Below are 12303 nucleotides of genomic sequence, written 5' to 3'. Positions count from 1 at the left end.
AAAAAAATTTAATGCCCCCTAAAAAACGTTACCGCGACCCCCATGCCGATCGTGAGGCCGAAAATTACGAAAACCCCGTCCCCAGCCGGGAACTGATCCTGGAAGTGCTCAATGACCATGGCAAGCCCATGGAGTTCGAGCAAATCGCCTCCCTGCTGGAGGTGGATGAGGACGGTGAAGTCGGCCTCGAACGCCGCCTGAAGGCCATGCTGCGTGATGCCCAGTTGGTGCAGAACCGCAATGGCAAGCTGGGTGTGGTGTCCCGAATGGACCTGATTCCCGGACGCGTGCAGGGCCACAAGGATGGCTTCGGCTTCCTGATTCCCGATGACAAGACCCTGAGTGACCTGTTCCTCGGCCCGCGCCAGATGGAAAAGGTCATGGACGGGGATCGGGTACTGGTCAGCGATGCCGGTTACAACCGCTTCGGCAAGAAAGAAGCCCGTATCGTGGAGATTACCGAGCGGGTTGCCACCGAAGTGGTGGGCCGCTATCGCCGTGAAGCCGGTATCAGCTTTGTGGAGCCGGAGAACCGGCGTATCACCAAGGAAGTGCTGGTTGAGGACAAGAACGGTCTGAAACCCAATCCTGGCGACCATGTCCGCGCCATCATTACCCAGTACCCTAGCCGCGACCACCATGTGCTGGTGCGCCTGGAAGAAATCATTGCGACCCCGGATCAGGCCGGCATGGAAATCGAAGTGGCCCTGCGCCGTTTCGAGATACCCCATGTCTGGCCGGACGGCGTGGAAGCCGACGCCGAGCGTTTTGGTGCCGATGTGCCCCACAAGGCCAAGGCCCATCGGGTCGATCTGCGTGATTTGCCGCTGGTCACCATCGATGACGAAACCGCCCGGGATTTCGACGACGCGGTCTATGTGGAGCGCCGCCCTCGTGGTGGCTGGCGTCTGATCGTCGCTATTGCCGATGTCAGCCACTATGTGTCGCCGGGTTCCGCCCTGGATCGGGAAGCGGCCACCCGTGGCAACTCGGTCTACTTCCCCAACCGGGTAGTGCCGATGCTGCCGGAGGCCCTGTCCAACGGTCTTTGCTCGCTCAATCCCCATGTGGATCGGCTGTGTCTGTATTGCGACATGAGGATTTCCGCCAACGGTCGCCTGACCGGGTTTGTTTTCCGCGAAGGGGTGATGCGCTCGCGGCACCGGCTGACCTACAACAAGGTCGGCGCCATGATCGAGGAGCCGGATTCCCAGCTGGCCCAGGACACCGTGGCCAGCCTGGACGACGAGTCCCTGGACATGATCTGGTCGTTCCACGAAATGTTCCTGGCCCTGCGCAAGCGTCGTGCGGAGCGGGGTGCCATCGACTTCGACAGCGATGACACCCGCATCATTTACGATGAAAACCAGAAAATTCAGGCGATTGTGCCGGTGACCCGCAACGTGGCGCATATCATGATTGAGGAGGCCATGCTGGCCGCCAACATCTGTTCCGCCAAGCTGCTGGAAAAGGCCGGTGTGCCGGCCCTGTTCCGTAACCACGAGCCGCCCAAGGAAGAGCGACTGAGCAAGTTGCAGCAATTCCTCGGTGGCCTGGGGTTGAGCCTCGGCTGGTCAGAAGGGGCGCCCAGACCTCATGTCTATCAAGATCTGCGGGAGCAGATCCTGGAGCGCCCGGATCGCAACGTGATCCAGACCATGATGTTGCGCTCCATGACCCAGGCCAAATACGAAGCGGAGAACAAGGGGCACTTCGGGCTGGCCTACAAGGCCTACACCCACTTCACCTCGCCGATTCGCCGTTACCCGGACCTGCTGGTGCACCGGGCCATTCGCTTCCTGATCCGTAGCGAGGCCGTGCCCAACCATGTGGACAATCCGGGCAAGCTGCCGAAGATTCCCCGCGAGAAAATCATCCCCTACAGCCAGGCGGACATGGTGGCCATCGGCGAGCAGTGCTCCATGACCGAGCGCCGGGCGGACGATGCCACTCGTGATGTGGTGTCCTGGCTCAAGTGCCAGTTCATGGAATCGCACATCGGCGATGTGTTCGAGGGCGTGATCAGTGGCGTGGCCAACTTTGGCCTCTTTGTGCAACTTAACGAGCTGCACATTGATGGTCTGGTGCACGTGGCCAACCTGGATAGTGACTACTACCATTTCGATGAGGTCAATCTGACCCTCACCGGGGAAAGCAGTGGTCGCAAATTCGGGCTCGGTGATGGGGTCACCGTGCGAGTAGCTGCGGTGCATACCGAAGAGCGCAAAATTGATCTGCAACTGGAATCCTCTACCCCGTCCGGCAAGGGTCGGCCCAAGGGCGGCAGCAAGAAGGCCGGTAGCGGTAACCGTAGAGGCGGTAGCAGCGAACGGGAAAAGCTGGCCAAGGGCGATATCCCCAAGCCCAAGCCTAAGCGCAAGGGGCCGCCGCGCGGCAAGAAGGCGGCCCGGCGTAACAGCAAAAGCTAGAGTCCCCTGTAGGACGTGCCTGCAAGCGAATTTACCGGCGCTGCGTAAGCGTGGGCGCTTGCGGGCACGCTCCTACATCCAATATTTGCCCGGGCGTGCCGCGTGCGGGCGTGATGCGTGCAGGCGTTATCATGAGCAAACCCCAGAAACCCCAGATGTATTCCGGCTTCCATGCGGTGGAAGCTCTGTTGCGGCATCGTCCGGAGGCGGTGTTGGAGCTGTTTGTGCAGGACAGCCGTGCCGAGCGGGAGGAGCCGCGGCTGGCGGCCATGATCCAGTCCGCCAGGGATTTCGGCATCGCGGTACAGCGTGCCCGTCGAGACGTGCTGGAAAAACACGCCGGTCCTCAGCATCAGGGCATCGTGGCCCGGGCGCGACCGCGTAAACCGGGCGATGAGAGCGGTCTTCTCAAGTGGCTGGATGGCAAACCTGCCCGGCCTTGGCTGCTGGTTCTCGAGAACGTCACCGACCCTCATAACCTGGGTGCCTGCCTGCGCAGTGCCGATGCGGCCGGCGTGAATGCGGTGATCGTGCCGCGCCGTAACGCTGCTGGCCTCACCCCCGTGGCCTGTCGCACGGCGGTGGGAGCGGCGGAAAGCCTGGCCTATTACGAAGTGGGCAATCTGGCCAGTCTGCTGGATCAGCTCCGTGAAAGAGGTGTCTGGGTGGTTGGCACCGCGCTTGAGGAGCGCAGTGAGTCCTTGTTTACCTTCCAGGCCCCGGATGCCCTGGCGGTAGTGATGGGTGCAGAAGGTGCCGGTCTGAAACGGCTGACCCGTGACAAGTGCGACCAGCTACTGGAAATTCCCATGGCCGGCGAAGTGCAGAGCCTGAATGTGTCCGTGGCCACGGGGGTGATGTTGTTTCATGTGCGGGCGCAGCGACAGAGCAGTGAATAGTTAACAGTGAATAGTTGCGCGAGCAACGGTTCTCGGGTTTTCCAACGTATGAGGCCGCGACCAGATTCTGGTCGCGGCCTCATACATTTGGGAACCACAAGGCTGACCCGCGAGCTGTTAACTATTCACTGTTAACTATTAACTGCTACCGCAGTTCTGCCTGGTTGACGACGGTCTGCCGCTCCAGGGTGGGTAGTGGCAGCTGGGGGCGGCGGGCGGAGAGTTCCCGCTGGATGCGCACGTTGTCCTCCAGCAGTATTTCCGGGATCTCCTCGTCATGGTTGTCCGGCAAGGTGCCGGGGGCGCTCAGGGCCTTGTCGGCCAGTTGCTGGCCGGGCAGTGGCGCCAATGGGAAACTGACATGGGTGGTACGGTTGAAGCGGATCGGTTCCCGGTATTTGGGCTGCACGTAGCCATGGGCATTGCGTACGGCGGTATCCAGATCTTCCGGGCCGGTGATGTGGTGCCAGTCATTGGGGGTAGTGGGTCGGGGTGGGGTGATGGATTCGCCCCGGGCCAGTCTGGCTGTCAGGCGGGCTTTGCGTTGCTGCCAGGCCAGTAAGTCGGTGACGAACTGGTCCTGACGACTGTAATTGTGGATATCCGGTCGTGGTCCCAGCGCCTGCTCCAGGGCCTGTTGTTGGGGCTGACTCAGCCCGCTGTCACCAGCGGCCATAGTGGCCACAGGCAGCAGGAAGCCCAGCAGGATTAGAAAGGCGATAAAGCGGATCAGGGACATGGTGTGCTCCGAGGTTCCTCTTCTCGTGTCTTCGGCGGCTCTAGGGTGAACTCTCGCAGCCGCTGCTTAGGCAGCTTTCCACTTCGATAAGACCGGTAGTCAGCACGGCTTCATTATTAAGATCCAGATAGAGCATCAGATTGCCGTTACTGGATATCTCGACAATGGCATTGGGGTTGCCGGCCATCAGGGTAGCCAGATCTACCTTGCGCTCCTCGCCAAACAGGTTCCGGTAAAGCTGCTCGGTGAGCAGATTTCTGGCCTCGCCACCATCATTCAGCCCGTTCAGCTGCATCCCGACAATGGTCATCGGTAGCACCAGTGGGGTGTCTGAGCCGGCATTGCCAAGCAGGGTGCGGATGTGCTCACCAGACAGGGAGTTGCCGGGCAGGGCGGGCAGACCGAAGCTCTGCGAGGTGGAGCGGTTATACCAGGTTCGGTTGCGCTGGTAGTCAATAGGGCTCAGGCGCTCGGTGCGGGCCAGGGCGCTGTCCAGGGTTTCCGGCTGATCAATCACGGTGGGGTCGCTGCTTGCCACCGGCTCCGGCTGGTAATCCTGGGGACAGGCTGCCTGATGGGCTGCCTGATCGCGATTGGCCTGCTTGTACTGCATGACCTGCAGCAGAAAGTCCGAGTAATCCGGGTAATCCTCGAGGGCCGGTTTGTCCGGCACGGTCATGGGGCTGCCACAGGGAGGTGGGGCCGATTCCCGCGCAGACAGGGGGCTCAGCATGCAGATGCCGCACAGGCCGAAGGCCAGAGCTCTGAATTTCATGGTCGTATCCCGTTTTTGTTGTTTTCCCCTGCTATTTCAGGGGTTTAGGGTTAACGACGCTTCTTGTAAGCGTTTGTAGCGTTTTGTTTCTACTGAGCATACGTCCGTCTTTGCCGGATGGCAACGGATATGCCTTGAGGAAAGGGCGTGCTATGGGATAGAATCGCGCGCTTCCTGCGTCCAACTGGCTTCAGGCCGTCGGGCAGGTCTCCTTGCTTCACCGTCTCGCATCTTGCGGATGGGAAGCTGAATTGATGCCGTGAGGTATCGCAACCGTAAGGAGCTAATATGCGTCATTACGAAGTTGTGTTTCTGGTTCATCCGGACCAGAGCGAACAGGTGCCGGCCATGATCGAGCGTTACAGCGCGATCGTGACTGATGGTAAGGGCACCATCCACCGTCTTGAGGATTGGGGTCGTCGTCAGCTGGCATACCCGATCAACAAGATCCACAAAGCCCACTACGTGATGCTGAACATCGAATGTGACGGCGAAACCCTGGGCGAGCTGGAAAACACTTTCCGCTTTAACGATGCCGTAATCCGTCACCTCGTGATTCGTTGCGACAAGGCGGCCACCGAGCCGTCCCCGCTAGCCAAGAATGACGAGAAGGAGGGGGCTGCCAGCTGATTGTGGAAAGCAATCGCTGCGAACTCACCGGTGTGATCGTCACTTTGGAAAAAGTGGCACTGACGCCGGCAGGGGTGCCGCGCCAACGCCTTTGGCTGGAGCATCGCTCCCGACAACTGGAAGATGGCCACCCCCGAGAAGTCCAGGCCCGCATCGCCGTAATACTGGCAGGCGGGATGACCCGACAGGCCCAAGGCCTGAAAGAGGGTCAGCGCATCAAGGTTACCGGTTGCCTGAGTCGCGCCGGTTACAAGGGTGACGCCCGGGACCGTTTGCAACTGATTGCCCAGACGCTGGACACCCTCAACCAGGATTAAACAGGAGATTATCCAATGGCCCGTTTTTATCGCCGCCGCAAGTTCTGCCGCTTTACCGCGGAAGGTGTTGAGTACATCGATTACAAAGATCTCGACACCCTGAAAGCCTACATCACTGAAACCGGCAAGATCGTGCCCAGCCGTATCACCGGCACCAAGGCACGCTACCAGCGTCAGCTGGCCTCTGCGATCAAGCAGGCCCGCTTCCTGGCGCTGCTGCCGTACACTGACAGCCACGACAATTAAGCCGAGGGGACCATCATGCAAGTGATCCTGCTGGAAACGATCAAGAACCTGGGCGACCTGGGTGCTGTGGTGGATGTACGTTCCGGTTACGGCCGTAACTTCCTGATCCCGCAAGGCAAAGCCCTGCCGGCCACCAAAAACAACCTGGCCGAAGTAGAGCAGCGCCGCGCCGAGCTCGAGAAGCACGCCGCCGAGCAGCTGGCTGCTGCCCAGGAACGTGGTGAAAAACTGAACGAAGCCAGCGTAACCGTGTCCTCCAAGGCCGGTGACGAAGGCAAGCTGTTCGGTTCCGTGGGTACCCGCGACATCGCCGAAGCCATTACCGCTGCCACCGGCGTGGAAGTGGAAAAATCGGAAGTGAAGCTGCCCCACGGTGCGCTGCGTAACACCGGTGAGTACGAAATCGATGTGGTTCTCCACGCCGATGTGACTGTGACCATCAAGCTGGCTGTGGTTCCTGCCGAGTAATCGACAGTTGACCGACAACCGGTTTGCCCCTTGCGGGGCGCGGTGACAGAATCAGGGCATTGTCCGCAAGGGCAGTGCCCTTTTTAATGGCAGCTACAAGCTTCAGGCTGCAAGCTACAACGCGCTCAGAGCACCTCATGAATTTGAATGCCCGCAGCCGCGCAGCAAATGTGGGCGCGGGCGAAAGCGTTTCAAAACAGGTATGCCTGCCCCCGTGTTGTAGCTTGCAGCTTCCCCTTGCAGCTCCGCTCGAAACTGGATTTTGGTTGCCCCATGAATGATGCCCTGTCTCTGGATAAACACCTGCCGGAAAACCTCCGGATCCCCCCCAATTCCCTGGAGGCGGAACAGGCCATTCTTGGTGGTCTGCTTCTCAATAACAGTGCCTGGGATGATGTGGCGGAACGTGTGGGGGCCCGCGATTTCTACCGCAAGACCCATCGGCAGATTTTTGAGGTTATTGCGCAGCTGGTTGAGGAGGAAAACCCCTGTGACTTGGTCACCGTCTCCCAGGCTCTGACCCAGTTGGGGCAGCTGGAGGGTATTGGCGGCATGACCTATCTGTCTGAGCTGGCGCGCAATACTCCCAGTGCGGCGAATATTACCGCTTACGCGGAAATTGTTCGCGAGCGCAGCATTCTTCGTCAGTTAATCAGTGTGTCCCAGAATGTGGCGGACAGTGCCTTCAAGCCGGAAGGACGCAAGTCCCTGGAAATCCTGGATTTGGCAGAATCCGCGATTTTCGAGATTGCCGAGCAGCAGAAGAAAGGATCGGGGCCCCAGGACATCAAATCCGTCCTCAAGAAAACCGTGGACCGCATTGATGAGCTCTACAAGAACAAGAGCGCTATTACCGGGGTGACCACCGGCTTTGACGAACTGGATAAAATGACCGGTGGCTTGCAACCCTCCGATATGATCGTGATTGCCGGCCGCCCCTCCATGGGTAAGACCACCTTTGCCATGAACCTGTGCGAGAACGTGGCGATCAAGGCCGGCAAGCCGGTGCTGGTCTTCTCCATGGAGATGCCCGCTGATTCCATTGTCATGCGGATGCTGGCCTCCCTGGGTCGCATTAACCAGACATCTATCCGATCCGGTCAGCTGGAAAAGGATGACTGGCCGCGCATTACCTCCGCCATTCACATGCTCAGTGAACAGAAATTCTTTATCGACGACACCCCGGCGCTCAGTCCTCTGGAAATGCGTGCCCGTGCCCGCCGGGTTGCCCGCGAATGTGGCGGTGAGCTGGGCGCCATCATGGTGGATTACCTGCAGCTGATGCAGGTGCCGGGGGTCGATAACCGGGTCAATGAAATTTCAGAAATTTCCCGCTCCCTGAAAGGGCTTGCCAAGGAACTGAGCTGCCCGGTGCTGGCCCTTTCCCAGCTGAACCGCTCTCTGGAGCAGCGCCCGAACAAGCGCCCTGTCATGTCCGATTTGCGTGAGTCCGGGGCGATTGAACAGGATGCCGACTTGATCGCGTTCCTGTACCGGGATGAGGTTTACAACAAGGACAGTAACGAAAAGGGTGTGGCGGAAGTGATTATCGGCAAACAGCGTAACGGGCCTATCGGCACGGTACGTCTTGCCTTCCAGGGGCAGTTTTCCCGGTTCGATGATCTGGCGCCTGAATACTATGCTCAGCTGGCCTCCATGGATGAGTAACGACCTTGCATGATGCAAAGACTGGAAAAGATGGCAAGGAAGGCAGGGCACTGACCTGGTCTGCCCCCCGCAGGAGTCTGTCCTGATGAGAGGAACCCGAGTAGAGATCCGCTGCGCAGCACTGACGCACAATGCGCGACGTGCCCGGCCCTGGCAGGCAGGGAGCGCCGAGGTGTTTGCCATGGTCAAGGCTGATGGCTATGGCCATGGACTGACGCTGGCGGCAGACGCCATGGCCGGGGAGGTGGATGGTTTTGGTGTGGCGGTTCTGGAAGAGGCCCGGGCCCTGCGCGAACATGGGGTCAGCGCCCCGATTCTGCTAGCGGAAGGGTTTTTCGATCAGGATGAGCTTGAGCAGGCCAGGGGACTGTCGCTGGAGGTGGTAGTGCACTCCTCATGGCAGGTGGGTCTGCTGCTGGAGCACCCCGGCCCGCTGCGCATCTGGCTGAAACTGAATACCGGTATGAATCGGCTGGGATTGCGCCCGGATATTGCCCTGGAAGCTGCCGGCCAGCTTGCTGCCGCCGGAATGAAGCCGATGGGAGTGATGAGCCATTTCGCCTGTGCTGATGAAGCCAGCGATGGTCGTAGTAACACCCAGCTGCGCCTGGCCGGTGAGATTGCTGATGCCCTCGATCTGCCTCTCTCTGCCGCTAATTCCGCCGCTCTGATCCGTTATCCCCATGCCCGGGCTCAGCGGGTGAGGCCGGGCATCATGCTGTATGGATCGTCGCCGTTCGACTGGCAAAGCGCGGCAGAACTGGATTTGGCGGTGAGCCACCGTTTCACTGCCCGCCTGATTGCCATTAATGAGGTTCAGCCTGGTGATACGGTTGGTTATGGCGCCACCTGGACCGCTGCGCGGCCGGGCCGCATTGGCGTGGTGGCCGCCGGCTATGGCGACGGCTACCCGCGCCACGCCCCCAGTGGTACTCCCGCCGCCGTCAACGGCCAGCCCACGGTGCTGGTGGGGCGGGTCTCAATGGATATGCTGACCATCGACCTGAACGGCATCCAGGCTGACATCGGTGATGAGGTAGAGCTGTGGGGGGACGACGTGGACGTGGACAAGGTTGCTCGCGCCTGTGGCACCATCAGCTATGAATTGTTCTGCCAGATCACTGGTCGGCCGGAACGCATCATCGTCTGATCCGACGCCGCTGTAGGAGCACCTCTTGAGGTGCGAACATACCTGAGTTTCGAGAAGCGAGTTTCGAAAACCAAACCCATCAGGCCCGATCGGTTTGGATTGTGCTTTTCGCAACTCGAAACTCGTTACCCGCTAACGCTCGGATTCGCGCCTCAAGCGGCGCTCCTACAGCGACTATCGTAGAGAGTAATACACAAGAAGGACTTGTTTGTGGCCAAGAAAAAAACCGCCTTTGTCTGCACGGATTGTGGCGCCGATTTTCCCAAGTGGCAGGGCCAATGCCCGGCCTGTGGTGCCTGGAATACCCTGCAGGAATTCGTCCATGACCCGGCGACACCCATGTCGAAAGGTGCCGGTAGCCGTGGCGGTTTTTCCGGGCAGTTGTCCGAGGTGCAGAACCTGGGTGAGATCGTGCTGGCGGAGACCCCGCGCATCAGTTCCAGCATGGGCGAGCTGGACCGGGTGCTGGGCGGCGGCTTGGTGCCGGGCTCGGCAATCCTGATCGGCGGGCATCCCGGTGCCGGCAAATCCACCCTGTTGCTGCAAACATTGTGCAAGCTGGCGGCCACGCAGAAATGCCTCTACATCACCGGCGAAGAATCCCTGTCCCAGGTGGCCATGCGTGCCGACCGGCTCAAGCTACCCAAGGAGCAGCTGCGGCTGGCGGCGGAAACCGATGTGGAGCAGATCCTGGATCTGGCCCGCAAAGAGCAGCCCCGGGTGCTGGTGGTGGACTCCATCCAGGTCATGTTTCTGGCCGCCCTGCAATCTGCCCCGGGCAGTGTGGCCCAGGTGCGTGAGTGTGCGGCGGCGCTGACTCGTTTCGCCAAGCAGACCGGCACCGTGCTGTTGCTGGTGGGCCATGTCACCAAGGATGGCACCCTGGCCGGTCCCAGGTGCTGGAGCACATGATTGACTGCTCGTTGATGCTGGAAGGCTCCACGGATTCCCGCTTCCGCACCTTGCGCGGTCTCAAGAATCGCTTCGGGGCGGTGAACGAGCTGGGCGTGTTCGCCATGACCGGCGAAGGCCTCAAGGAAGTGAAAAACCCCTCTGCCATCTTCCTCAACCGGGCCGACGAGATCGCCTCCGGTTCCCTGGTGACAGTGGTCTGGGAGGGCACCCGGCCCTTGCTGGTGGAATTGCAGGCGCTGGTGGACGCCTCTCACTTTGGTAATCCGCGCCGGGTCTGCGTGGGGCTGGAGGCCAACCGCCTGGCCATGCTGCTGGCGGTGCTGCATCGCCACGGTGGCATTCAGGTGGGCGACCAGGATGTGTTCATGAATGTGGTGGGTGGCGTCAAGGTCACCGAGACGGCGGCAGATTTGGCCCAGGTGCTGGCCATCGTCTCCAGCTTCCGCGACCGGGCGCTGGGGCGTGAGCTGGTGGTGTTTGGCGAAGTGGGTCTGTCCGGGGAAATTCGGCCGGTGCCCCAGGGGCAGGAGCGCCTCTACGAAGCAGTCAAACATGGCTTCAAAAAAGCCATCGTCCCCAAAGCCAACCTGCCACGACAGTTGCCGGAAGGGGTAGAGGTGATCGGGGTGAGTACGGTGGCGCAGGCGTTGGAATACTTGTGAGGCAATTAATAGTTAATAATGAATAATTAATAACTCGCGATTTGAGTTTGTGGCTTTCAAACGTAAGAGGCCGCGCCCAAAGTATGGGCGCGGCCTCTTACGTTAATAACTGCAAAACTGTTGCTCGCGCAACTATTAATTATTCATTATTAACTATTAATTATGTTTTGGTGTAGCGTCACCCGATCTCCCTGCGCCCAGCACCAGGCGTCGACGATGTCGAAGAACAGGCTGATCGCGTTGACCATGACTACCGCTACGGTGAAGGCCCATTGGCCGCGGGTAAGGAAGTCGTCACCCCAGAGGCCGGCAAGCTGGCCGACCAGGCCCAGCTCCAGGGGGATCCAGGCGAGCAGGTGAACCAGAGACATGTCCTTGTTCATGCCGCCGTGGTGCCACATGAGCGGCAGGTTCACCGCCAGGACCAGTAGCAGGGCCAGGGCGGTGGCCTGGCCGCTGAAGCTGTCCAGCAACAACAGGCTGGCGCCGTTCAGGGGCATCAGGATCAGCAGCACCCAGCCCTGCAGCCACAGGGGAAGATTGCGAAAGGAATGCCAGATGCCCAGCAAGCGGTGCGAAGCGGTGTTGCCTTCCATGACTCAGCTCCCGTTGATGTATTGATTCAGCGACCAGTCATAATCCAGAAACTGAATCTTCAGCTGTTCCGCGTCCAGTGACTTTCGGTGGTTGGCGGGTATCTCCAGCGTATCGGCATACTGCAGAAGGTAATGGTGCAGGCTGCCGGCGGCATCCACAAAGTCCTCTTCATACCAGTCGAAGATTTTCGATACTTGCAGGCGTGGCGGGTTCTCATTGAAGCGATTGCGCTGTCGGTCGGAAAGAAAGCGGCGGGTGCTGTCGGCCAGTTGCTGCGCCAGTTTCTCTGCGCGGTAGGCTTCCGGTCGCAATGCCGGGCAGCCCACGGAGGCGCAATTCACGGCAAAGTGAATGCGCGGATCCATCAGTGCCGGATTGCCGCGAATCATCTCGTGTTCCACTTCGTCCAGGGTGCGTTCTTCGCCCAGTAGGGTAAAGAAGCGCTGCTCCCAGGGGCCGGAGAAGAAGGAACCAATATCCCGGATGGAGTCGGGCAGGGAGTCCTGGCGCAGGATCAGGTCGACGGTGAAGGCATTGTAGGCGTTGATCAGAAAAGCCAGTTGCTGATCCCGGGACCAGCGCTCAAAGTCATCGTTTGAGACCTGCGACAGGTCGGCAAGATATTCATCCAGCGCCACCCGGTCAGCGCGGATGCCAGGGTAATCCACGCCGGTGGTGACTCCGTCACGCTGCCACTGCACATGATCTGCCAGCAACTGGTCCCAGCCACTATGATCAAATGCCATCAATGGGCTGGCAAGCAATAGCAGCAAGGGTAACAACAAGCGCGCAATCATGGTGTCTCCTA

Annotated in this window: 12 protein-coding genes and 1 pseudogene; 9 read left to right on the top strand and 4 right to left on the bottom strand. The window is 59.9% G+C overall.

Annotation, left to right across the window (positions count from 1 at the left end; translation table 11 throughout):
• The first annotated feature begins 11 nt into the window (after nt 1-11).
• Both rnr and rlmB read left to right on the top strand, forming a co-directional pair.
• A complete protein-coding gene (gene rnr, locus KZ772_RS08965) occupies nt 12-2429 on the top strand; it encodes a ribonuclease R (RefSeq protein WP_290539443.1) in 2418 nt (805 codons plus the stop codon).
• A 131-nt stretch (nt 2430-2560) separates the two neighbouring features.
• On the top strand, nt 2561-3328 hold the full coding sequence (gene rlmB / locus KZ772_RS08960; protein WP_290539442.1) for a 23S rRNA (guanosine(2251)-2'-O)-methyltransferase RlmB: 768 nt from the start codon (nt 2561-2563) through the stop codon (nt 3326-3328).
• A gap of 145 nt (nt 3329-3473) precedes the next feature.
• Here rlmB and KZ772_RS08955 read toward each other — a convergent pair whose 3' ends face one another.
• Both KZ772_RS08955 and KZ772_RS08950 read right to left on the bottom strand, forming a co-directional pair.
• Nucleotides 3474-4067: a hypothetical protein gene (locus KZ772_RS08955; RefSeq protein ID WP_290539441.1), complete on the bottom strand. Its 594-nt coding sequence runs from the start codon at nt 4065-4067 to the stop codon at nt 3474-3476.
• Between the two features lie 40 nt (nt 4068-4107).
• Nucleotides 4108-4842, bottom strand: a complete 735-nt coding sequence (locus tag KZ772_RS08950) for a hypothetical protein (RefSeq protein ID WP_290539440.1) — start codon at nt 4840-4842, stop codon at nt 4108-4110.
• Between the two features lie 288 nt (nt 4843-5130).
• Here KZ772_RS08950 and rpsF point away from each other — a divergent pair, with 288 nt between their 5' ends.
• The 7 genes and pseudogenes from rpsF to radA all read left to right on the top strand — a co-directional run bounded on the left by rpsF (nt 5131) and on the right by radA (nt 10898).
• Complete coding sequence (gene rpsF / locus KZ772_RS08945; protein ID WP_290509276.1) at nt 5131-5472, top strand: 30S ribosomal protein S6; 342 nt, start codon at nt 5131-5133, stop codon at nt 5470-5472.
• A gap of 2 nt (nt 5473-5474) precedes the next feature.
• On the top strand, nt 5475-5789 hold the full coding sequence (gene priB, locus KZ772_RS08940; RefSeq protein ID WP_062815758.1) for a primosomal replication protein N: 315 nt from the start codon (nt 5475-5477) through the stop codon (nt 5787-5789).
• Nucleotides 5790-5804: 15 nt separating this feature from the next.
• Nucleotides 5805-6035 carry a 30S ribosomal protein S18 gene (gene rpsR / locus KZ772_RS08935; RefSeq protein ID WP_035245006.1) on the top strand — a complete coding sequence of 77 codons (231 nt, stop codon included), beginning with the start codon at nt 5805-5807 and terminating at the stop codon, nt 6033-6035.
• Nucleotides 6036-6050: 15 nt separating this feature from the next.
• Nucleotides 6051-6503: a 50S ribosomal protein L9 gene (gene rplI, locus KZ772_RS08930; RefSeq protein WP_290539439.1), complete on the top strand. Its 453-nt coding sequence runs from the start codon at nt 6051-6053 to the stop codon at nt 6501-6503.
• 273 nt (nt 6504-6776) lie between these two features.
• Nucleotides 6777-8171, top strand: a complete 1395-nt coding sequence (dnaB, locus tag KZ772_RS08925) for a replicative DNA helicase (RefSeq protein ID WP_290539438.1) — start codon at nt 6777-6779, stop codon at nt 8169-8171.
• Between the two features lie 85 nt (nt 8172-8256).
• The gene (alr, locus tag KZ772_RS08920) at nt 8257-9321 is read left to right on the top strand and encodes an alanine racemase (RefSeq protein WP_290539437.1); all 1065 of its coding nucleotides are present in this window, start codon (nt 8257-8259) and stop codon (nt 9319-9321) included.
• 210 nt (nt 9322-9531) lie between these two features.
• Nucleotides 9532-10898: pseudogene (gene radA / locus KZ772_RS08915) on the top strand (DNA repair protein RadA).
• A gap of 149 nt (nt 10899-11047) precedes the next feature.
• On the opposite strand, the gene KZ772_RS08910 reads toward radA, so the two are convergent.
• Nucleotides 11048-11494: a hypothetical protein gene (locus KZ772_RS08910; protein ID WP_290539436.1), complete on the bottom strand. Its 447-nt coding sequence runs from the start codon at nt 11492-11494 to the stop codon at nt 11048-11050.
• Between the two features lie 3 nt (nt 11495-11497).
• The gene (locus tag KZ772_RS08905) at nt 11498-12292 is read right to left on the bottom strand and encodes a DUF547 domain-containing protein (RefSeq protein WP_290539435.1); all 795 of its coding nucleotides are present in this window, start codon (nt 12290-12292) and stop codon (nt 11498-11500) included.
• Nucleotides 12293-12303 lie beyond the last annotated feature (11 nt).

Source organism: Alcanivorax sp. (genome assembly GCF_019431375.1).
GTDB lineage: Bacteria > Pseudomonadota > Gammaproteobacteria > Pseudomonadales > Alcanivoracaceae > Alcanivorax > Alcanivorax jadensis_A.
This window is presented reverse-complemented; position numbering and strand designations above follow the sequence as displayed.